Genomic DNA, 20,082 nt, shown 5'->3' on the forward strand with positions numbered 1-20,082 from the left:
GGGAAATGAAAAATTCTCACCTAAAATGAATCAATATTTTTAGGAAAGTAGTAATAAAATCAATGAGTTATTGAAAATAACCATATTTTAATTATGGTTAAATGGTCGGGTAAAAGGATTTATCCGACCAAAAACTACCTATTCGAATGTAGCCATTTCAATAGATTTATTACTAAATTGATCTGTATTTCCATTGGCTATCCAAAAGCTTATGACATCTTCCCCTGTTTTAAGTACTTCGACCTTCAATACTTCATCGGTGGCCTCTTCATCATAAGGGGCTTCTAGCCCGTGAATAGTTGTTGCGTCACCCACCACAGCATAATCAAGCTTCTTAGGCTTGTTTGCTGAAAGCTTCTGCCCAGTAATTTTTATTGTAGAGTCATTTTCAACACCAATACGGTGAATAAACGGCCCAACCACTTCATGATAACCTGGCTGAGCAGGAGGCATATGTCTATAGGTGGGTTGTGTCGCCAGTAAGGTTGAATCTACCCAGTAGGATAAAGACTTGGTTCGCCTGTCTTTCTCTTCCTTTATTCGTCGTTGACGCTTTTCTTCCTCCCACTCAATACGTCGTTGCTCGGCCTCCATCTCTGCTTTTTCATGAAGCTTAGCAAGAGCTATTGGCTGCCATGCCCAAGCCACATTCAGCATGGTGGGATGATTAAAATCGGGTCAACAGTTAGTTATCACAGCTGGCTACATGTTTTGGAATTATAATGATTGGACTTAGTATTAGTGCCAGAGACGTTAGAAGGCGTCTAACAAATGCTGGGTGTAGTCCAGTTTGGATGTGGAAAAGGTGTTTTTAGATAAGTAATAGGTATTAATTAGTACATAGTGTGTGGTGAGTGATCACTAACTACCAAATGTAGGATAATGCTTTCAAAGTATCAAAATTAAACTACAGTTATACATTATAAACCTATGATTATTGTAGAGTTTTTGGCAATATTGGCTCTTACAATAAGTAAATTTACCCTTATACTGTTTTTTTATACAGTCGTGTTACTTTCGCAGCTACACTTAAAAATACAGGTAAAGCATTAACCAGTTTATAACTTATGAAAATATTGCCGTTCATAAGTTTTTGTGTGCGCGTATATTATTAAGGCGTTTAATAATTTAGGGGAGATCGTTCTCAAAAGCTGTTCTTTTAAAAGAGCTTAAATATTTGAGTAAGGATTAATTATGGAAAGTCAGAAAAAAATACTTAATAACGAAAGCGTTTATATTCAAGCTATTATAAAAGATGAATTTTATTCAAAGTTAGTAGCAACTGATGCTTTTCAGCGACTTAGACATATCTCTTTTTTAGGCGCGATAGATTATACAAGCGGCATATATAGTGATGATGAAGGCGTTAGAGCGCAACGGAGTCGCTATAGTCATTCGCTGGGTGTTGCTGCATTAGCTTTATATATTTCAAAAGAAAGAAAATATTCTAGAGAGCTAGAAAAGCACTTAGTTACTGCAGCACTACTTCATGATGTCGGCCACGCCCCACTGTCTCACAGCTTAGAGTCTAAGTTTTCAGAGACATTTAGTCTGTGCCACCATGAAAATGGGAAGTCACTAGTTAATGGTAAATCTAAACTGGGAAAGCCTTTAAATAAAATATTAAAAGACAATGTGGACCCTTCAGAGGTGAACAGCCTGATTGGAGGTGCGTCTTCTTTAGATGGAGAGGATTTGTTTTCTAGCCCAATTAACATTGACACAATTGACGGAATAATAAGAGCATCTAATTATCATTACAGTTATCCGCAGTTGAGTACAATTGATATAGCTAAGGCATCTTTTCTTTCTAATGAAAGAGGTCGCTTTAGTCTGCTTGATACTTTTTGGCAGAGAAAGGGTTTGATATACAGTGCATTTATTCAGAGCGGAGCTGGCTTAGCTGCAGATATTATCAGTCAGAATTATTTTGAAGACAATAAAGAGCTATTTGCGTCTAATGATATAGAGAGTGATGAAGAAAAATGGGCGGAAAAACATCCCATGCTCTTTTTGCAGTTAAAGAATTTCAACCCATTAAATTATTCTAAGCATATTCCCCATGAAGTAGATATTATGGAAAGGGATTATTTTATAAATGAGCAATCAATGGATCCAGAGCGTTTTGTTTGTGATAAAAAGCTATCAAAATATAGTTTTGAAGATTACAGGGAAAGAGTTGTCTACGCATCATAAAAATATACAAATAAATATATAATATTTGTTTTGGGGCTTAATGTGTGAATCGGATTTTGATAGATTTGAATCTATCAAAAAAAGGATTTCTTTTAGTAATAAGAAGTTAGAGATAATAAGAAGCGAGATAGAACAAGCAGTAGAAAACTCAAGTTATTCAGATAATTTTTCTATTATATCCACCGGATCTTACGCGAGAAAAGAAGCGTCAGATGAGTCGGATATAGATCTATTTATAGTTCATGATAACTCTATTTCTCAAACCGATTTAGACTCTGAGAAAGAGAACATTCAGAAGATCATCGAAAAACATATTCCAAATGATACTGGAAGCACAGGAACCTTTGGTTCTGAAGCATGCCAAAGTATAGAAGAGCTGCTTAGCAATATAGGTGGTGAAAACGATGATAATCATCACTTAACTAGAAGAATGCTATTTCTATTGGAAGGTTCTTATATATTTAATGAGAAGAAGTTTGATGAGTATAGGGGATTGTTGCTTGAACGGTATATTAAAGATAATACCCCAAGCCATCAGCTAGCTAAGTTTTTCCTAAACGATATTATTAGATATTATAGGACTATAACAACAGATTTTGAATATAAGGTAACGGAAGATAATAAGAACTGGGGTTTAAGGAATATTAAATTAAGGTTTTCAAGAAAGTTACTGTATTTTAGTGGGATTATGGTTGTTGCAGAAACATGCTATAAACCTAGTGTAGAAAAATTTAAAACTACAACTGAGCTGCTAAAATTAACGCCTCTAGAGAGAATACAAAAATTAAGTCGTATAGAGCCAAAAAAGATATTTGAAATTTATGATACGTTTTTAGAGAAAGTTTCAGATCCATCTATTAGAGAAAAGTTAGTAGGGGTAGAAAAGGAAGATAGAGAAAATATTCCGGAGTTTGCAAGCTTGAAAAACTTGGGACAACATTTTTCATGGGAGCTCTCTACCTGCATGAAAGATTCTTATGATGTAAATCACCCTATACATCACTCTTTAATATTTTAATGGAAAAAAAGATAGTTTTTTTGCGACATGGAAGTACAAAGTATAATGTAGAGAAAAGATGGATGGGGTCTATAGATTTACCTTTAAACAAAATAGGTAAATTAGAGGTTGAGAAAGTAGCGAATAAGTTAGAAAAACTAACTATTGATGTGATTTATTCCAGTCCTTTGATAAGAGCTTTAGAAACAGCAAATATTCTACGTAGTAATTTCCCTAAAAATATAGACCTAGTTGTTTTGGATGGGCTTGCAGAAAGGTCATATGGAGAGCTTGAGGGAAAAGAAAAAAATAAACAGGATAGATCTATTTTAAATGAGATAAGCTCCGTAGAATCAAAAAAAATATTTATGGAGAGAGTGAATTCTTCATTTTTAAAAATAGATAGAGAGAACGCTCTAGTAATATCCCATTCAGCAGTATTTACAGCAATTCAAGAACTGTACCCAAATGAAATAAACTCTGCTCTAGTGAAACCAGATAATGGAGAGTTTGTAACATTATATATTTAGCCCGTTTAAAACCTATTACTGTTGATTTGCGCCCAAAATTGACCCTACAGGGCAATATATTTGTATTGAATGTTGACCCAGGGTCCAACGTTTGAGCTGCTGGATTGTTTGCTCGCATGCTGATACACAGGTTCATATATCTGTGCAAAAGCGGGGTCACTTTTAAATGCAAATCAACAGCCCCATATAATGGCCCTCTATGTGGAGAGCCATGTAGTAGAACCTCTATCTAAAAACCTGCTTCAACCAATTCCAGGCCCTACCAAAGATACTACGAGAGTAGCTATCATTCTCAGAATAGTACGACTTTCTTTTTTCAGACTCATGCTTTCTACCTAGCTCAATTTGCGAATCGGACCATTCGTTAGCCCATAAAATACCACCGTTTTTGATTATGTAGTGGGACTTACATGGTAATTGCCAATTTCCTACCGAAGGGCTGAGAGTAGGACGACCATTAGTAACATTTAGCTGCCACTCAGTAGGCGTTAATGGTGTGCGTACCTTAGAACCGCAGCCACATACGCAAAGGTGTGCGGCGGTACGAAACTCTTCTGACACATAAAGTACACCAGTTGCTAGGTTTTTTGGCATGTAATGCACATACTCAACTTTCATCTTCAATGCCTTCTCTTACCAAATTGGATGAGCGAATATTAAATATCGTGTTAAGGAATTCACCATTAGAACAGTAGAAACCCCGTAACTGCTTAAATCGAAATACCGCAAGACAGGCATTAAGAGCATTTAATTCACCGATCTGAATATTCGACTTGTACATATTTCCAGGGTCTTCAGACTCAGTAGCCCAGCTTTTATTACGAACTTCATCGGATAGTCCTTCAGGGAAAAGAGTGGTTCTGACCATCCCGCTCAAGCCGTCATCTTTGTCGCGTTTTAGCCCCATTCCTACATCAATGAACGGGATATTGAGATTTATTAAAACATCGAAAATTTCCGAACGAGCATCACCGTTATCTACGCAAACAAAGGCAAATGTAACTCCTTCAAGTTCAGATTTAGTAGATTCGTCTATACAAATGCTTTTGATGTTTAAGCCTTTCCGGAAGTTTTCATAACGACCCTGATATACGTCCGCTTTTAACATACCAAGCTCAGACTCATTTAATTGACCTGGAGAGCGGTAAGCATTGTGCACATGATAATGGTCATGATCAAACCCACGTATTTCTTTAGCGGGGTTTTAACCATGAAATCGAGAACATAAGCCCCTGTACCACCTAACCCAATAACAGCAATGACGTCTTCAGTAAACTTTTGGGATAAATCCGTAATATTAGAGCGACTTGTGAGAGTGTCTCTAAACTTAAAAACCGGATCATCCAAAGCCTCTTCAGAAGCATTGTATGTATAAGGCGTTGCATTAAGTTTCTGCATGGCGGGCCCAGAGATGAATGACACATAAGTCTCTATTTTATGAAAATGATCCTTATACTTTCCCGTGGCTTTGGGTTTATTAGAAAAAGAGCGTTGGACTTGGACATCGGTACAAGCATCGCTTAAGGTAATGTTGAATGGACCTCCACCCAAATTGGGTAGAGGTTTTCCATTCAGTCCGTGAGGCATTTCCCCGGCGAAGTAAATTTGGTGGTCTTGTTGGTCAAAGCGAAATTTATCAATAAATTTTAACTTTGAAACAATAGCCCACTTTTTAAATCACCATTCTTGTCTAGATAAGGGATTTCGCGGATAACCATGTGATTCGTTGAATCAATGGCTACCGCATATCCTTTGTCCAGAATTTTACCTAAATCGTCATTATGACTGACCAGTTTCTGAAACATGAAACACCATCCCCTCTTTTACTTTAACGGTTGAACCTGGACATAGAGTGCCTTCGGGCTTATTTCCCTGGCCGCGCTCATAAATCACTGAGTAAGTGGTTTGAGAGTCAGGGGTAAAAGATGGCACCTCTAGTTTTACTATCTCCTCATAAGAGATAGGCCCCTTTGGTACTTCATGCGGTGTTGCTTCAACTATGATCGTTACAAGCTTTTTATCTGGCTTGCCTTTATTTTCTTTGGACATGACGTCCCTCCTACAAATTAAAAAATTTGCTAACTAATTGAATTTGAATGTAAAGCTGGCGAGCAGTTGCTCACCTAGGAGTAGGAAGATGAGTGGTTATTTAGACCTACAATGACTACCCATCTTCTACTCAGGCTATTTGCGTTTACGCTTCTTATTTACCTTGAAGCGAAATGCTTTTAAGCCATAGTTGGCTGCAACCATAAGTTTTCCAGTTGCTTTATGCCGATATGACTTTACATAGATGTATTCATCAGAATCGCTCTTCATGACGACGTCCTCCATATAAGAAGGCAGCTTGTTAACTCGAAGAGCGCAGAGGGGTTAACAGGTTGAATGTGTAGCTGACCTGTCCTACAATGCATGGGTATCCACCTAGATACACCCACTTCAAGAAGCCCGAGTTGTGCCTTATTCAGCTGGGCTTTTTGCGTGTCTAAAGGCGCTGAAATTACCAGTTTCAGCGCCTTTTTTATTTACATAAGCATCTCTCTTACTGTTCCACTTCCTATGAGTTGATTAAAGATACGATAATTATTTCTTTCTTTTCGTAGAGCGCCAGCAAGAATGGCAACACCTTTATTAAATTTCTTAGCTGCACGTTTTAATTCGGCTGCGGTTGTATAGCTCAAGATCTCCTCTTTTTCTTCTGCTGGTAGAAGCCATTTCATAGCGAACTCATCAGCTTCTTCCTCAATTTTATTAACAGCGCTAGAATCTAAATCATCATAAATTGCACGTGTCTCACTATCGAAAAGGTGTAATTTTATGTGCGCCAGCTCATGCATCAAAACAAACCAAAAATTATCCAATCTGTTATGTCTAAGAGTCATAGATATTACTGGAGAGCCGTCGTCTAGTAGAAGAGCGGCTCCATCTAAGTATGTTTTACTGAAGTGCTCATTAAAAACTAAACTAATCCCAAATTTCTCTAGATATTCAACAGCTAGTGAAGGCCCTTCATTCAAAAAACTCAATCCAAGCAAGCTTTCAAAAAAACCATCATCTAGAAACTCTGGATCGAAAATGACTTTATTCGGTTTTTCTTCAGCTTTTTTAAGTGAAAGAACGTGCCATACAGACAGTGCGTAGCCATTCATCTGGCGACCAGATCGAACAGTGGCCCTTAAAAACGCTGGTTTCATAGTCTTAAAGTGAGGGCCAAAAAATCGAATTACCTCTTCTTCGGCGTAATTCTTTACTTCTAATAACGAGGGCTTAGTAAATAATTTACGTGAGAACATTTCCTTAAGTGGAAATTCTAGCCAGTTTATGCCTAAGTCCTCCTCGGCTTTTTGAGGTTCTTCCATTAGTGAGGTGTAAGGAACTCCCAAGCCTTTATGAAGACCTCTTATCATATTTAAACTTAGAGGTCTTTTTCTATTTAGGACTTCAGAAACCTTTCCAACAGAGCCAATATAGGGAGCAAGATCACGATTTTTTAAATTACCTTGTTCCATACGAAATTTGATTGCTTCAATGGGGTCGACGGGGCCGAGGTCAACATTTTCAGATTCATACTTTTCAATTAAAACAGAAAGTACCTCTAAGTCTTCAAACTCTTTAGTGCCTTCGCTCAATTCATTCGACATTAATTGCTCAAGTGCATTTAATGCCTCTTTGTAGTCTGTTTCTGATTTAATAACTTTAATATTCATAATGTTTTCCTCGCCGTTTAAAGCAATTATCTCAAGGCTGCTAGTGCTTTTTATTCTTTTTGTCGTAGATCGCATGGGTGTTGATATCTATAACCATTACAACGCTAGCTTGATATTGAACCTTTACTTCTAAGCGGAATTTATTTCCTCCAATATTAAAAATTACAGTATTTTGGGCTAAGAAACTTGCACTGGCATATCTCTGTTTAATGTCATGAGAGGTTTCCCAGCTTGCAGACTCCACCTCTTCCACCCAAGCCCTTAGCGGGCCCTTGGACGGCGGATGACGAGTAGAAAATTCATCAATCTTTTTCTTTCCAACTAGCTTCATCTTCTTGTTTTTAGTTCCCAATTTGGGATCATTGTAATCAACCCCTTTTGGGGAGTCAATACATTTGATCCCTTTTTGGGATTTTAAGTGTGGGGTAGTCAAGTCTACATGATCGGTCCAGGCCCACCGCCAACAAGAATTTCCTTAGGATACTTTAATCCTAACCACTGGAGCGATAAAACTGTTATAGCTCACTAATTATTTTCTTGGTACAAGGGATATCTGGCCAGCCTGTTACCCTAAGAAGATCGAACCCCAGTAACCAGACAGAGAGGGTCGAGCTATCAGTACAGCACCAGAATCTATGTCTTGTAATTTCAGCGGATTTTAAGTCCCCCGTGTACATCAAAAAATGGGAAGCCCCATTTAAACTTTCAGCTTAATTCTTAAACTCATTAAGAATTGCTAAGAATAGCCGTAAAAGGTAGTCTTCCAATAAGGAAGGGTGAATTTCAGATCCTTTAAATGATGAAATTGGTAACTTTTTGAGGCTTTTATCTTATTGATAATTAACGAAAAGAGCACTTTATGTGGCAACCATTAACAGTGTGGTTAAAGTGATAATGTATGGTGAGGGTCTTAGCTGTTATCGGTAAGAATAAAAAATGCCTGTTTGAGTAGTGCATCTTAATAGTGAGGGCTTTTTTAACTGTAGCTGTGGCAAGGCTTTTTCCATTTCTAGTGAGAAAAGTAGGATTGGTGCATTTTCGGTGAGAAAACGGCCGTTTTTTCTTCTCAGAGAAGCTGGAAAAATCGTTATAAATCAGCCTTAGGAAGAACCACTATGAATGAGAACCCACATCGTTTTGTGTGTTATCACGGAAAATAAAAAATTCTCACCTAAAATGAACCGGCATTTTTTGGCGAGTAGTAAATAATCAATGACTTACAATATATATTCATATAAAAAGGGCGGTTAATTGGTCGGGTAAAGGGTTTATCCGGTTGTGCCGTTCGAGCAAAAAAACTAATAGACCATGTTTCTAGTCTGCTTTATTGACTTGACCTATTAGACTTGTATACTGGTCTATATGTCACAAGGAGCTATGAAATGCTAGAAGAGATCGGTGCTTACGAAGCTAAGACAAAATTACCTGAAATTCTACGCAGGGTTGAAGCCGGTGAAGCCTTCACTATCACCAATAGAGGCAAGCCCATTGCTGATGTCATACCCAGCAGGGCCAGAGACCACTTGAAGGCTGAGGCCGCTATTGCCAACATACTGAAGGCTAAAAAGCACCGAGTGTCAGACGAAGCGCTCAATGAACTCCGGAATAGTGGCCGAAAATGACAGGGTTTGTATTGGATAACTCTGTGGCTATGCGCTGGCACTTAGAAAGCGGTAAAGCCTCTGATCAGAAGTACGCTGAAGCAGTATTACTAAGCTTGGCCGATGCTGATGTCTTGGTACCCAGCCTTTGGCACCTAGAAGCTACCAATGTATTGGTTGGGGCAGAAAAGCGAGGTGACACGACTACTATCGAGGTCGAACGATTTATCGCTCAGTTAGAGGGCTTGCCGATCAATGTTGATCCGTCAACCGCAAATCATGCCTTTAGTCGGACTCTATCTCTATCACGGGCGTACAAATTGAGTAGCTATGATGCAGCATATCTGGAGCTGGCAATCCGCGAGGGATTATCGTTAGCAACTCTAGATAAAAACCTGTTGAAGGCTGCCAAGAAAGCGGATGTACCGATCTATTTAAAGGATAAGTCTTAAAGGAATACAGGCATGAACAAGCCGAGATGGAGATCCTTTAAATTCGCGAGCATGCTTATACGGCTTACCGCCATGAAATCAGCTGATTCTTCATGAATTGCGATGACAAAGGTTTTTCCATTTTGAGTAAGAAAAGTAGGACTGATGCATTTTAGGAGAGAAAAAGGGCAAGTTTTCTCTCATGCAGGTTGGTAAAATTGTTATAAATCAGTGGGAGGGTGAATCACTTTAGGTGATACCCCACAGTTTTCACACATAAAGTGTTACAGAAAGCTCTCTCTTTAGAGGGCTTTTTTATTTAAAATCAATAAGTTGTGTGACTAAAAGTACAGCCACACACATCGACACTAAATGTTTTGCTCCATTTATCTAACCTTTATGGGGTTTCATAATATTTCCCTCGGGTGGTTAACACAGTAAAGCTACCCTAAAGTTGTCTATATAGGTAGAAGTTGATTTCATTTGTCATTGTGATTCACAATCGTGAATGATAGAGGTGGGAGATTGACATGGATACAAGGTTACTAACGCGTCTGGGCACCCTCAGGCAGGTAGAAATATTTTTAAAAGTCGCTGAGAAGAAGAGTATTGCCAGAGCGGCAGATGAGTTGTTTCTTACCCAGCCTAGTGTTTCCAATCAGATTAAAAAATTGAGTGAGGCGTTAAATATTGAGTTGTATGAGGTCATTGGCAAACAAATCTATTTGACTGCTGCTGGCGACCATGTGGTTCAGGCTGGGTTAGAGTTATTTGAGGTAATCAGACGGTTAGATGAAGATATTAATGCTTTAAAAGGCTTTAAATCCGGAACTATAAAAATTGCCGTCGTCACTACTGCGAAATATTTTTTGCCTCATATTCTAGGGCCATATTGTAAAGAATACCCCGATATCGATGTTGAGTTTAAAGTGGGGAATAGAGCTCAAATTATTGAGCGACTGAAGAAAAACCTTGATGATTTTTATATTTTTAGTGACCCACCTGATGATCTTGATATTGTTCGCTATAAGTTTCTACCGAACCCATTAGCTATAATCGCTTCCAAATCCAACCCTTTAAGTAGCCGAAAAAAGTTAACCTGGAACGACTTGAGTGATCAGAAATTTCTATTGCGTGAAGATGGGTCAGGTACGAATAATGCAGTGATGAATCATCTGAAAAAACATAATCTTACTATTAATAAAAAAATGGTTATTGAAAGCAATGAGGCTATCAAACATGCGGTTATCGAGAATATGGGGGTTGCTATTATCTCTGCATACGTGTTGTCAAAAGGTGAAGCTGATGGCTTAAGACAATTAGCGGTTAAAACTTTTCCCATTATGTCTAACTGGTATTTGGTCCACTTAAGAGAGAAAAAACTATCATCGGTTACCGATCATTTTTTAAAATTTGTACTTAATAAACACCAAGATATACTACCGATGAAAAAAATTGAGGCACAGATTAATAAAGCGATCAAAAAGTATTAAGGTTTTGATAGCAAACACCTAAGCCTTAGCAAGTAATTTTTAGCGTGAGAGCAAAGCAATGACAAAAGCAATCGTAGTAGCAAAAAATGGTGATGCATCGGTTTTACAATGGCAGGACATTTCTCTGCCACCTTTAAGCGCAGATGAGGCTAGAGTGGAGCATACCGCTGTAGGTTTCAATATGATTGATACTTATATGCGCAAAGGGCTTTATCCATTGCCATTACCCGCCGTGCTGGGAGTTGAGGGTGTGGGTGTCGTGGCAGAATTGGGTGCCGACGTTAGCGGATTAGCCGTTGGTGATCGTGTGGTGTATTTAACCCGGGAGCCCGGCGCTTACAGTGAGCAGCGTAATGTGCCAGCTGCACGCCTGATAAAACTACCTGATGCCATTAGTGATGACATTGCGGCAGCATCGTATTTGAAAGGCTTAACGGTTTGGGCGTTGTTGACGGAAAGTTATGCAATTAAAGCCGGTGATACGGTTTTAATTTATGCCGCGGCCGGAGGTGTAGGTTCACTGATGTGTCAGTGGGCTACGAGTTTGGGTGCTACAGTAATCGGTGTTGTCGGTAGTGAGGAAAAAATCGAACAAGCCAAACACTACGGCTGTCACCATGTGATAAATCGTCAACAGCAGGATATTCTGACAACAGTGCGAGAGTTGACTAATGGTGAAGGTGTGCAAGTAGTATATGATTCATTAGGTAATAGCACTTTTAATCAGTCATTGGATTGTATTGCACCGCTGGGCACGATGGTTTCTTTCGGTAATGCCACCGGGCCGGTTGAGCCATTTAATATAATGATGCTAGCGGCAAAAGGTTCTTTAAAGTTGGTTCGTCCGCAGGTATTTGCTTATGTGGAAAAACGAGAGGCGTTAGAAAAAGCAAGCGCGGTATTATTTGAAATGATCAGTTCAGGAAAAATAACGGTAGAGATCAGCCAGCGTTTTCATGTGTCAGAAGCGGCGCGAGCGCATGACAGTGTTGAATCTGGTAAAACGACAGGTGCGACTATTTTGACTTTCAAATAGCAGCTAAGGTTTACAATATATAAGCTATGGATCAGGACATAGGGCGATGCTTGAGCAAAAAAAGTTAAAGAAACTGGAGGGCGATTTTTTAATGCGCTACCCCAAAGGCTTTCTTGATCCGGAAATTGAAGCCATTGGTAAAAAGCACCGCATGGGAAAAATGGTGGAGCTGGCGCATGACAGTTTTAGTGAGCAAGCCTGCTCTAACGTACATGTTACCGCTGAAAATATGATTAAAGTGGTGAGCCGCTCTTCGATGGTGTCATTATTTGAAAAGCCAAAGTTCAGGGATTTTGTCCGCAGCATGGATGAAAACGAAAAGGCTTTTTTAGTACAGGCTTTAAGTCAAATGCTTCACGGTAAGCAGCAGCTGGGGTTTGAAGCGATGGTCGATATTCTGAAAACACAGAAACTGGCTAAATGGAGTTTGATTACTATCATTCCCGCTTACTATCGCCCGACTAAGGAAGTCTTTGTTAAGCCCACCACCGCTAAAAATATTTTGCGTCACTTTGACATTGCCGATCCGGTTTATAAGCCAACGCCGAGCTGGGATTTCTACAAAAAATACCGAAAGTTAATCAATGACAGTAAAAAAGCCGTTGATAAAAGCCTCTCCCCCTCTAATGCCGCGTTCTCCGGTTTTCTAATGATGACGGTTTCCTGAAAATAGTTAATGAATTTTTTATGACAGCACTTAAGGTAATTAATTAACTTTGCGGGAAAACTTATTGAAATCCGTAGCGATAAAAATATCCAATTATTTAACAGCCGCTCAATGCAATAAACTGACATATAATTGTAACAAATAGCCTCTACCTTAATGCTAATCGCTTTGATGGTTAGCATCCTGGGAGAGCAACATGCAATATTCAATTCGTGAATGGGATAACGGTAAGGCGTCATTAGTGGCTGAAGATGGTCATGTATTATCGACTTTTGATAATACCGATGATGCTATATTTGCCTGCGTAAAAGATTGTCGGACAGTGCCACTATTTATCGCCAGTCATTACTGCTATTTAGGCAGTTCGCCAATGGACTGGGAGTCGCAATTTCTAGCGGCTTAACAGTGCTGCCGTTTCTGTGGGCAGCAACTTAAAGGAATAAACCAAGCTATAGCGAAGCAACGCTTCGATTTAGGCTTAACTGTGTATTTCCATGGCTGCTGGTAATATCTTTTACTGCTTCAAGGGTGCGCTTATATTTATCGTTGCTTAATGTGCAACCGAATAGTAATTGTTCATCAACCTCTGAAATTTTTTCCAGGGTTTGATAAATAATCATGTTTTCAAGGCTGATGGCGCTGTCCGACACGATTGAAGGTGTGGTGATAGCCAGTTTCATATTCTGACATTCGGCATAGCTAAGTTTGCTAACAACAGAGAATAATAAAAACACCCATAGTTTATTCATGTCTTTGTATCCTGATTGCGAGGGCGATATCTCGCCGTGCAATATTTATTATTAAAGAGATAGGTAACCACCAAAAAAGCGTATTAGTGGGGCAATACGCTCTAGCATGCACCACGATGGTCTCTACTATTTCGAGAAAACATCTTTAAACTGCTATTTTTATACTTTAATCAAAGGTATCTGATTAATTGCAATTTAAATGCCATGTTGTTAGGGGGCAGATCACGGTTTCTTTAAATGTGTACTGTGAGTCGTAGTTCTGTTTTCTGTGACACAAACAAAAAACCCTCGGGTTAACGAGGGTCTAAATAACTTCTTAAAGTTATTAATCCAGTAAATAGGTATTGGGCCGCTCCTAAAACGGAATATCATCATCAAAATTATTCATATTCTGCATTTGATCATAAGCTTCCGGTGGTGGGGTTTGATCATAGGCATCCATACTGACATTGGCAGCTGCCCCACCTTCAATACGCCAGGCTTGTAAGCTGGTAAAGCATTTTTCGCCTTGCCCATTTCCCGCCCATAGCCGCCCAGAAAAGTTGAAGTGGGCGGTGATTTCATCACCAATTTTATAAGCGTCCATCAGCGCGCATTTATCCTTGATTAACTCCAAAGCGATGTAGTTGGGGTAGCGGTCATTTTCACCTTCGCCGGTGAGTTTGATAACGAATTCTCTTTTGGTAAAGCCATTTTGGCCGTATTCAGTGGTGGCGCCGATGGAGTGGATTTGGCCCTGAACTTCAAAGCTTTTTGACATGCTGGTTTGCCCTTGTAGATGGTGTTTGTTGATTTGGATAGCTGGAATTGCTGAGGGGTATAAAGTACAGCAAGTATTAAGTTATTTAAACCCGCTATCTCGGTTAAAACCTGCTTGTTACAATTGCCAGCGGCATTTTAGATCAGTGGGTTCGCCGCTATCCATCGCTTGGGTAGAACCGCTAAGCACTTACCGAAAAAAGAGATAGCTATGCAACTAGCCAAACAACTCAGTAAATTAGGCACTGAAACCGCTTTTGCTGTGTCCGCAGCTGCAGCTGCCTGGGCCGCTAAAGGTAATAAGGTCTATCCCTTTCACTTGGGCGATATCAATATCGCCACGCCTAACAATATTGTAGAGGCGACAATTAAAGCCATTGCCGACGGCTATACCGGTTATTGTCCTGGTGGCGGTGTGATGGCGTTGCGGGATGCGATTGCTCAGGATGTCGGTAGCAAACGCGGGCTGTCTTATAGTGCGGAAAATGTCTCGATTCAGCCCGGTGGTAAGCCGGTAATTGGCAAGTTCATTATGGCGGTAATGAATCCCGGTGATGAAGTGCTCTACCCTAACCCCGGTTACCCCATTTACGAGTCCCAAATCGAATACCATGGCGGTAGCGCTGTGCCATACGGCTATGTCGAAACCGCTGACGGTTTTGCGCTGGATTTGGATGGACTAAAAGCGTCTATCACCCCCAAAACGACCGCGCTTATTTATAACAATTATCAAAACCCCAATGGTGCGCAGTCTAGCCGCGCAGAAATGGAGGTTGTGGCACAACTGGCTTTGGAATATGATCTGTGGGTGTTGGCAGATGATGCCTATTACGAGATTCAGTACAGCGGCACACCCATGACTATTGCTGATATACCCGGCATGAAAGAGCGTACGGTAATTTTATATACCTGTTCCAAGCGTTTTGCGATGACGGGTTGGCGTTTAGGCGCTGCTATTGGCCCGACTAATGTTATCGATGTAATTAATAAGCTCAATACCAATATTGAATCCTGCACCCCGCATTTTATTCAGCGTGCAATGGTGGAAGCGATAGCTGGCGATACCTCAGGGCCGGATCATATTCTGGCAGTGTTGCGTCAGCGCCGTGACGCCTGCGTTGCGGGTTTGAATGCCATTGACGGTATCAATGTAGCAACGCCGAATAGCACGTTTTATATTTTTCCCAATGTCACTAGCATTATGGCGCGCAAAGGTTTTAGTGATGTGAATCAATTGATGAACGAAGCATTAATTGAAACCAGTGTGTCGTTTTGTACTCGTAAACATTTTGGCCGCCCCGTAGCTGGCGAGAAAGATCACTATATTCGCTTTGCTTATTCGGGTATTGAGGTGGCTGATATCAATGAGGGCATGGCGAAGTTAAAAACGTATTTTGAGCGCTAATTTACAGTGTTAACCAGGTAAATTAATTTCGTTTTTCCATCTTCGCTACTTCTGCTTCAATCCACTGCCTGGCTTGCTCAGTAATTTCACGACTGGTAAATCCAGTACTGGAAATTGGTTCGCCAATTTTAACGGTAATGGTGCCAGCAAATTTTAGATAGCGATCCGCTGGCCAATACTCGCCAGCGTTTAAGGCTATCGGTACAACCGGTACCCCGGCAGCCACTGCAATATTGGCACCGCCGGGGCATACTTGGAATCCTGGCCGGGTTTTGTGCGGGTGCCCTCCGGGAATATTAATACCGATATATTATTCGCTAAATGTTTACAGCCTTTATCCAAAGTTTGTTTTAAGGCTTGCTTGGGGTTACCCCGGTCGATGGCAATGGGGTTAGCGAGTCGTAAACCCCAGCCAAAAAAAGGCAGATTGAGTAGTTCGCGTTTTAACACAATGCTGACTGGCGATAGAAAATACTGCAGGAAGTAGGTCTCCCACTGGCTTTGGTGTTTAGACAGTGCGACATAGGGCCCTTTGGGTAAGTTTTCCGCGCCAATAACCTTGACTCGAACACCACAGATCAGCGCTGCCCAAAAAATAATAAAACGGTTCCATAGCAAGATATAACGGCTGCGAATGCGGTAGGGAAAAAAACTAAAAAAAACAATACCAGTGGTACTAAACCAAACAATGGATAATAGATAACCTAGATAAAACAGTACCATTCTTAATGTGAGTAACACAGCATCATCCGTTTTTAATTATTTGTGCAGCCGCATCAGCAAGATTGTTATAGACAGCCAGATTATGAAAATCGGTCTGTTGATCCAGTACAATTTTTTGCAATGTTTTTTGACCTTTACCGGTTTTTACCAGAATAGGAACACAGCCCTTTATTAGCCCGCTTGTAAATCCCGCAGCGAATCGCCGATTACGATAGCGCCATTGGCTGAGGTGTTTAGGTCCTGCTCTATAGCATTAATTAAGCCCGCTTTTGGTTTGCGGCAAGCACAGCCATCGTCAGGGCCGTGCGGGCAGTAAAAAACGCCGGTGATTTTTCCACCGGCTTTTTCTACTAAGGTATGCATTTTTTTATGCATGGCATTCAATGCATCAAGGTCGAACAAACCTCGACCGATGCCGGATTGGTTAGTCGCTACCACGACAGTGAATCCTGCTTTGCAAAGCCTGGCGATCGCTTTAATGCTGCCATCAATAGGAATCCATTCGTCGGCGTTTTTAACAAAGGCATCAGAGTCTTTATTAATAACACCGTCACGGTCAAGTATGACTAATTTCATAACAGCCTATTTAGCGGGAACCAATAGCGAAATATCTGCGACTTCTAAAAATAAACCGCGCAGCTGTTTCAATAAAGCCAAGCGATTATTTTTCAAGGCTTCATCGTCAGCCATCACCATGACATCTTCAAAGAAACTATCGACCGGTTCGCGTAAATCAGCCAGCGCTGCTAATGCTTGTTGGTATTGGCGCTGGGCAAATAACGGTTGTAATTGTTCGGCTTTAGCTTGCACCAATTGCGCTAATGCTTTTTCAGCTGCGTCTACTAGCAAACTATTATCAACCGAACCAATAGTGGATTCGTCCTCTAGCTTCGCCAAAATATTAGATACGCGCTTGTTAGCCGCGGCTAAAGCTTGCGCCTCAGGTAAAGTGTTAAAGTTATTAACGGCTTTGACGCGATGATCAATATCCAATGGCTGCGATAAACCTTTTGCAGACACTGCCATAAATACCTCGGCGGGAATGTTTGCTTCTTCATATCCGGCACGGAACCGTTCGACCATATAGTTCAGTACGGTATCGACCAGACCATCGGCAGCAGGTAAATTGCCGTGCAGTTGCTGTGCTTGGCTAATCAACATGCGCAAATCCAGATCTAATTCTTTTTCGACAATAATACGCAACACACCTAACGTTGCCCGGCGCAAGGCAAAAGGATCTTTGGAGCCGGTGGGGGGTTGTCCAATACCAAAAATACCGACAATGGTGTCCAGCCGATCAGCCAGCGCAACTGCACAACCGGTTAAACTGGCAGGGAGTGCATCACCGGCAAACTTGGGCAGGTATTGATCCTTGATGGCTTCTGCGACTTCTTCGGCTTCGCCATCGGCCAGCGCATAATAGCGACCAGCGATGCCTTGCATTTTGTCGAATTCCAGGACCATGTCGGACACTAAATCTGCTTTACATAGCTCGCCTGCGCGGCCAGCGTACTCAGCGTTACTGCCGATAGATTCAGCAATAGAGGCCGCAAGCGCTTTTACCCGCTGGGCTTTGTCGTAAATAGTGCCGAGCTTGGCCTGAAATACCACAGACTTCAGTTTTTCCAGCCGTGTTTCCAGTTTGATCTTTTTGTCAGTTTCAAAAAAGAACGCAGCATCGGATAAGCGTGGGCGAATAACGCGCTCGTTACCACTAATGACTTGTGCGGGGTCGTTGCTGACAATATTCGCCACGGTAATAAAGTGCGGCATTAACTTACCAGCCTTATCGACAACGTGAAAATATTTTTGGTGTTCGCTCATAGAAGAGATCAACGCTTCGGCAGGGACCTCTAAAAAGCGTTGCTCAAAACTACCGGTCAGTGCGACGGGCCATTCAACCAGGCCGGTCACCTCCTCTAACAGACTTTCTTCAATGACTGCGACGCCGCCCAATTTCTCGCCTTCAGCCATTACCTGTTCACGTATTTGCGTTTTACGTTGTGCGTAACTCGGAACAATGTGGCCACTATTACTTAATAAATCAGCGTAGGCTGCGGGGTTGGCGATCTCTAACGTGGTATCACAATGAAAGCGGTGACCACGGGTGATATTAGCTGTTTTGAAGCCGAGGATTTCACAGTCAATGACCTTGCTCCCCTGCATCATCACGATCCATTTGGCCGGACGCACAAATTCAGTACGACTGGCACCCCAGCGCATGCGCTTGGCAATGGGCAGTTTATCCAGTGCGGTTTGCACGATAGCCGGGAGTAAGTCCGCGGCAGCTTTACCGGCTTCCGTAGAACGGTAAACCAGTTTGTCAGCCTTGCCGTCGTTTTCGGTGGTTAAGTCTTCAAGCTTGATGCCATTTTTTTTGGCAAAGGCAGTGGCGGCCTTCGAGGGATTACCCTCGGCATCAAAAGCGATGGCAGCTGGTGGTCCCCAGTTAACGATCTCTTTGGCTGCGGTCTGTTCGTCCAGCTGGCTAACCACAACGGCTAAGCGGCGTGGTGTTGCAAAGGGTTCTATGTGGGTAAATTCCAAACCTGCGGCACGTATGCCAGCTTCTACTTGCTCCGTAAAACTGTTAGAAAGTTTTAGCAGTGCAGTTGGGGGTAATTCTTCCGTCCCTATTTCGACAAGAAAGTCAGTCATTTATTTGTCCTCCGGGCTGGCGGCGAGTACTTCATCGCGCAGGTGCTGCGGTGCCAGTGGGAAGCCTAATTTTTTACGGGCATCAAAGTAAGCTTGGGCAACGCCACGAGCCAGAGTGCGTACGCGCAAAATAAAGCGTTGCCGTTCTGTCACCGAAATTGCGTGGCGGGCATCCAGTAAATTAAATGCATGGGACGCTTTCATCACCATCTCATAGGCGGGCAGCGGCAGACCCTTGTCGATCAAACGCTGACTTTCGGCTTCACAGTGGTCGAAGGTTTTAAATAGTTGTTCAACATCGGCCTCTTCAAAGTTAAAGGTCGACATTTCGACTTCATTTTGATGGAAAACGTCGCCGTAAGTGACAATCCCTTCCGGTCCTTCGGTCCACACTAGATCGTAGATACTGTCGACACCTTGCAGGTACATGGCAATACGTTCGATACCGTAGGTGATTTCACCGGTGACGGGATAGCATTCCAGTCCGCCGACTTGCTGGAAATAGGTGAATTGGGTCACTTCCATCCCGTTGAGCCACACTTCCCAGCCCAGTCCCCAGGCACCGAGGGTGGGGGATTCCCAGTTATCTTCAACAAATCGAATATCGTGTATCAATGGGTCAATCCCCAATGCCCGTAGCGAATCCAGATACAACTCTTGAATATTGGCGGGGTTGGGTTTCATCACTACCTGAAATTGGTAATAGTGTTGTAAGCGGTTGGGGTTTTCCCCGTAGCGGCCATCGGTGGGGCGGCGGCAGGGTTGCACATACGCTGCATTCCAGGTTTCCGGGCCAATGGCGCGCAGAAAAGTGCCGGGATGAAATGTGCCGGCCCCTACTTCCATATCCAAAGGCTGTAAAATCACGCAGCCTTGCTCGGCCCAGTATTGTTGCAGGGCAAAAATAAGACCCTGAAAAGTTTTAACGTTTGCTTGCGCAGTTGCTTTCGCTGGAATAGCCACTTTATTTTGCTCGTTTTCACTATCATTATAAGTTGGCCAGCATCGGTGCTGACAAAGGCCGCATAGTATACAGGCAGTTGGGGGCGGGATTCTATCGCACAGAGGGGTGAAAAATTGCTTCCGGCGTTTCTGTCAGCAGTTGAACACGGTATGATTTGCCCCCCTTA

General features: G+C 41.8%; 23 protein-coding genes and 1 pseudogene. 10 read left to right on the forward strand and 14 right to left on the reverse strand.

Annotated elements, in window-relative coordinates; genetic code table 11:
* Positions 1-138: 138 nt before the first annotated feature.
* Complete coding sequence (locus tag UNITIG_RS12345; RefSeq protein ID WP_101758653.1) at positions 139-657, reverse strand: hypothetical protein; 519 nt, start codon at positions 655-657, stop codon at positions 139-141.
* A 537-nt stretch (positions 658-1,194) separates the two neighbouring features.
* On the opposite strand from UNITIG_RS12345, the gene UNITIG_RS12350 reads away from it, so the two are divergent.
* Genes UNITIG_RS12350 through UNITIG_RS12360 form a run of 3 tightly spaced genes read left to right on the forward strand, consistent with a single transcriptional unit; the run spans position 1,195 to position 3,723 of the window.
* A complete protein-coding gene (locus tag UNITIG_RS12350) occupies positions 1,195-2,196 on the forward strand; it encodes an HD domain-containing protein (protein ID WP_101758654.1) in 1,002 nt (333 codons plus the stop codon).
* Positions 2,197-2,236: 40 nt separating this feature from the next.
* A complete protein-coding gene (locus tag UNITIG_RS12355) occupies positions 2,237-3,214 on the forward strand; it encodes a nucleotidyltransferase domain-containing protein (RefSeq protein ID WP_101758655.1) in 978 nt (325 codons plus the stop codon).
* On the forward strand, positions 3,214-3,723 hold the full coding sequence (locus UNITIG_RS12360) for a histidine phosphatase family protein (RefSeq protein ID WP_101758656.1): 510 nt from the start codon (positions 3,214-3,216) through the stop codon (positions 3,721-3,723). The genes UNITIG_RS12355 and UNITIG_RS12360 overlap by 1 nt, the downstream gene beginning before the upstream one ends.
* Before the next feature lie 225 nt (positions 3,724-3,948).
* Here UNITIG_RS12360 and UNITIG_RS25605 read toward each other — a convergent pair whose 3' ends face one another.
* The 6 genes and pseudogenes from UNITIG_RS25605 to UNITIG_RS12390 all read right to left on the reverse strand — a co-directional run bounded on the left by UNITIG_RS25605 (position 3,949) and on the right by UNITIG_RS12390 (position 7,863).
* Entirely contained in the window at positions 3,949-4,341 is a 393-nt protein-coding gene (locus UNITIG_RS25605) for a DUF6527 family protein (RefSeq protein ID WP_101758657.1), read from the reverse strand.
* The gene (locus UNITIG_RS12370; protein WP_101758658.1) at positions 4,331-4,831 is read right to left on the reverse strand and encodes a hypothetical protein; all 501 of its coding nucleotides are present in this window, start codon (positions 4,829-4,831) and stop codon (positions 4,331-4,333) included. Before UNITIG_RS12370 ends, UNITIG_RS25605 begins: the two co-directional genes overlap by 11 nt.
* A gap of 17 nt (positions 4,832-4,848) precedes the next feature.
* Positions 4,849-5,528, reverse strand: a pseudogene (locus tag UNITIG_RS12375) (DUF6791 domain-containing protein).
* Positions 5,503-5,772, reverse strand: a complete 270-nt coding sequence (locus UNITIG_RS12380; RefSeq protein WP_101758660.1) for a multiubiquitin domain-containing protein — start codon at positions 5,770-5,772, stop codon at positions 5,503-5,505. Before UNITIG_RS12380 ends, UNITIG_RS12375 begins: the two are co-directional and overlap by 26 nt.
* A 476-nt stretch (positions 5,773-6,248) precedes the next feature.
* The gene (locus tag UNITIG_RS12385; protein ID WP_159931149.1) at positions 6,249-7,430 is read right to left on the reverse strand and encodes an ImmA/IrrE family metallo-endopeptidase; all 1,182 of its coding nucleotides are present in this window, start codon (positions 7,428-7,430) and stop codon (positions 6,249-6,251) included.
* A gap of 40 nt (positions 7,431-7,470) precedes the next feature.
* Positions 7,471-7,863 carry a type II toxin-antitoxin system HigB family toxin gene (locus UNITIG_RS12390; RefSeq protein ID WP_235015370.1) on the reverse strand — a complete coding sequence of 131 codons (393 nt, stop codon included), beginning with the start codon at positions 7,861-7,863 and terminating at the stop codon, positions 7,471-7,473.
* A 949-nt stretch (positions 7,864-8,812) separates the two neighbouring features.
* On the opposite strand from UNITIG_RS12390, the gene UNITIG_RS12395 reads away from it, so the two are divergent.
* The 6 genes from UNITIG_RS12395 to UNITIG_RS12420 all read left to right on the forward strand — a co-directional run bounded on the left by UNITIG_RS12395 (position 8,813) and on the right by UNITIG_RS12420 (position 13,061).
* Positions 8,813-9,052, forward strand: a complete 240-nt coding sequence (locus UNITIG_RS12395; RefSeq protein ID WP_101758662.1) for a type II toxin-antitoxin system Phd/YefM family antitoxin — start codon at positions 8,813-8,815, stop codon at positions 9,050-9,052.
* Complete coding sequence (locus UNITIG_RS12400) at positions 9,049-9,483, forward strand: type II toxin-antitoxin system VapC family toxin (protein WP_101758663.1); 435 nt, start codon at positions 9,049-9,051, stop codon at positions 9,481-9,483. The genes UNITIG_RS12395 and UNITIG_RS12400 overlap by 4 nt, the downstream gene beginning before the upstream one ends.
* 509 nt (positions 9,484-9,992) lie before the next feature.
* Positions 9,993-10,955 (forward strand): LysR family transcriptional regulator, encoded by a 963-nt coding sequence (locus UNITIG_RS12405; RefSeq protein ID WP_101758664.1) that lies wholly within the window; start codon positions 9,993-9,995, stop codon positions 10,953-10,955.
* Positions 10,956-11,013: 58 nt separating this feature from the next.
* Complete coding sequence (locus UNITIG_RS12410) at positions 11,014-11,991, forward strand: quinone oxidoreductase (RefSeq protein WP_101758665.1); 978 nt, start codon at positions 11,014-11,016, stop codon at positions 11,989-11,991.
* A gap of 46 nt (positions 11,992-12,037) precedes the next feature.
* On the forward strand, positions 12,038-12,658 hold the full coding sequence (locus UNITIG_RS12415; protein ID WP_101758666.1) for a hypothetical protein: 621 nt from the start codon (positions 12,038-12,040) through the stop codon (positions 12,656-12,658).
* A gap of 196 nt (positions 12,659-12,854) precedes the next feature.
* Positions 12,855-13,061, forward strand: coding sequence for a hypothetical protein (locus UNITIG_RS12420; RefSeq protein WP_101758667.1), 207 nt, complete (start codon positions 12,855-12,857; stop codon positions 13,059-13,061).
* 46 nt (positions 13,062-13,107) lie between these two features.
* Here UNITIG_RS12420 and UNITIG_RS12425 read toward each other — a convergent pair whose 3' ends face one another.
* Positions 13,108-13,407 (reverse strand): hypothetical protein, encoded by a 300-nt coding sequence (locus UNITIG_RS12425; protein WP_101758668.1) that lies wholly within the window; start codon positions 13,405-13,407, stop codon positions 13,108-13,110.
* A 355-nt stretch (positions 13,408-13,762) separates the two neighbouring features.
* Positions 13,763-14,167 (reverse strand): DUF3127 domain-containing protein, encoded by a 405-nt coding sequence (locus UNITIG_RS12430; protein WP_101758669.1) that lies wholly within the window; start codon positions 14,165-14,167, stop codon positions 13,763-13,765.
* A gap of 210 nt (positions 14,168-14,377) precedes the next feature.
* On the opposite strand from UNITIG_RS12430, the gene UNITIG_RS12435 reads away from it, so the two are divergent.
* On the forward strand, positions 14,378-15,571 hold the full coding sequence (locus UNITIG_RS12435) for a pyridoxal phosphate-dependent aminotransferase (protein WP_101758670.1): 1,194 nt from the start codon (positions 14,378-14,380) through the stop codon (positions 15,569-15,571).
* Positions 15,572-15,593: 22 nt separating this feature from the next.
* On the opposite strand, the gene UNITIG_RS24340 is transcribed toward UNITIG_RS12435, so the two are convergent.
* From UNITIG_RS24340 to glyQ, 5 genes are all read right to left on the reverse strand, one after another.
* On the reverse strand, positions 15,594-15,797 hold the full coding sequence (locus tag UNITIG_RS24340; RefSeq protein ID WP_235015371.1) for a 1-acyl-sn-glycerol-3-phosphate acyltransferase: 204 nt from the start codon (positions 15,795-15,797) through the stop codon (positions 15,594-15,596).
* Positions 15,767-16,312, reverse strand: a complete 546-nt coding sequence (locus tag UNITIG_RS12440; protein WP_235015372.1) for a 1-acyl-sn-glycerol-3-phosphate acyltransferase — start codon at positions 16,310-16,312, stop codon at positions 15,767-15,769. The genes UNITIG_RS24340 and UNITIG_RS12440 overlap by 31 nt, the downstream gene beginning before the upstream one ends.
* A gap of 153 nt (positions 16,313-16,465) precedes the next feature.
* Positions 16,466-16,870: a D-glycero-beta-D-manno-heptose 1,7-bisphosphate 7-phosphatase gene (gmhB, locus tag UNITIG_RS12445; RefSeq protein ID WP_235015373.1), complete on the reverse strand. Its 405-nt coding sequence runs from the start codon at positions 16,868-16,870 to the stop codon at positions 16,466-16,468.
* Positions 16,871-16,876: 6 nt separating this feature from the next.
* Complete coding sequence (glyS, locus tag UNITIG_RS12450) at positions 16,877-18,952, reverse strand: glycine--tRNA ligase subunit beta (RefSeq protein WP_101758671.1); 2,076 nt, start codon at positions 18,950-18,952, stop codon at positions 16,877-16,879.
* Positions 18,953-19,909 carry a glycine--tRNA ligase subunit alpha gene (gene glyQ, locus UNITIG_RS12455; protein ID WP_101759274.1) on the reverse strand — a complete coding sequence of 319 codons (957 nt, stop codon included), beginning with the start codon at positions 19,907-19,909 and terminating at the stop codon, positions 18,953-18,955.
* Positions 19,910-20,082: the final 173 nt, after the last annotated feature.

Source organism: Oceanicoccus sp. KOV_DT_Chl (assembly GCF_900120175.1).
GTDB lineage: Bacteria > Pseudomonadota > Gammaproteobacteria > Pseudomonadales > Dasaniaceae > Oceanicoccus.

Excerpts from the sequence above, each read along its gene's own strand:
- UNITIG_RS12430 (WP_101758669.1), bottom strand. The coding sequence starts at position 14,167 with ATGTCAAAAAGCTTTGAAGTTCAGGGCCAAATCCACTCCATCGGCGCC.
- UNITIG_RS12380 (WP_101758660.1), bottom strand. The coding sequence starts at position 5,772 with ATGTCCAAAGAAAATAAAGGCAAGCCAGATAAAAAGCTTGTAACGATC.
- UNITIG_RS12385 (WP_159931149.1), bottom strand. The coding sequence starts at position 7,430 with ATGAATATTAAAGTTATTAAATCAGAAACAGACTACAAAGAGGCATTA.
- UNITIG_RS12345 (WP_101758653.1), bottom strand. The coding sequence starts at position 657 with ATGCTGAATGTGGCTTGGGCATGGCAGCCAATAGCTCTTGCTAAGCTT.
- UNITIG_RS12410 (WP_101758665.1), top strand. The coding sequence starts at position 11,014 with ATGACAAAAGCAATCGTAGTAGCAAAAAATGGTGATGCATCGGTTTTA.
- UNITIG_RS25605 (WP_101758657.1), bottom strand. The coding sequence starts at position 4,341 with ATGAAAGTTGAGTATGTGCATTACATGCCAAAAAACCTAGCAACTGGT.
- UNITIG_RS12405 (WP_101758664.1), top strand. The coding sequence starts at position 9,993 with ATGGATACAAGGTTACTAACGCGTCTGGGCACCCTCAGGCAGGTAGAA.
- UNITIG_RS12400 (WP_101758663.1), top strand. The coding sequence starts at position 9,049 with ATGACAGGGTTTGTATTGGATAACTCTGTGGCTATGCGCTGGCACTTA.
- UNITIG_RS12350 (WP_101758654.1), top strand. The coding sequence starts at position 1,195 with ATGGAAAGTCAGAAAAAAATACTTAATAACGAAAGCGTTTATATTCAA.
- gmhB (WP_235015373.1), bottom strand. The coding sequence starts at position 16,870 with ATGAAATTAGTCATACTTGACCGTGACGGTGTTATTAATAAAGACTCT.
- UNITIG_RS12420 (WP_101758667.1), top strand. The coding sequence starts at position 12,855 with ATGCAATATTCAATTCGTGAATGGGATAACGGTAAGGCGTCATTAGTG.
- UNITIG_RS12395 (WP_101758662.1), top strand. The coding sequence starts at position 8,813 with ATGCTAGAAGAGATCGGTGCTTACGAAGCTAAGACAAAATTACCTGAA.
- UNITIG_RS12415 (WP_101758666.1), top strand. The coding sequence starts at position 12,038 with ATGCTTGAGCAAAAAAAGTTAAAGAAACTGGAGGGCGATTTTTTAATG.
- UNITIG_RS12425 (WP_101758668.1), bottom strand. The coding sequence starts at position 13,407 with ATGAATAAACTATGGGTGTTTTTATTATTCTCTGTTGTTAGCAAACTT.
- UNITIG_RS12435 (WP_101758670.1), top strand. The coding sequence starts at position 14,378 with ATGCAACTAGCCAAACAACTCAGTAAATTAGGCACTGAAACCGCTTTT.
- UNITIG_RS12355 (WP_101758655.1), top strand. The coding sequence starts at position 2,237 with ATGTGTGAATCGGATTTTGATAGATTTGAATCTATCAAAAAAAGGATT.
- UNITIG_RS12360 (WP_101758656.1), top strand. The coding sequence starts at position 3,214 with ATGGAAAAAAAGATAGTTTTTTTGCGACATGGAAGTACAAAGTATAAT.
- UNITIG_RS12370 (WP_101758658.1), bottom strand. The coding sequence starts at position 4,831 with ATGTTAAAAGCGGACGTATATCAGGGTCGTTATGAAAACTTCCGGAAA.
- glyS (WP_101758671.1), bottom strand. The coding sequence starts at position 18,952 with ATGACTGACTTTCTTGTCGAAATAGGGACGGAAGAATTACCCCCAACT.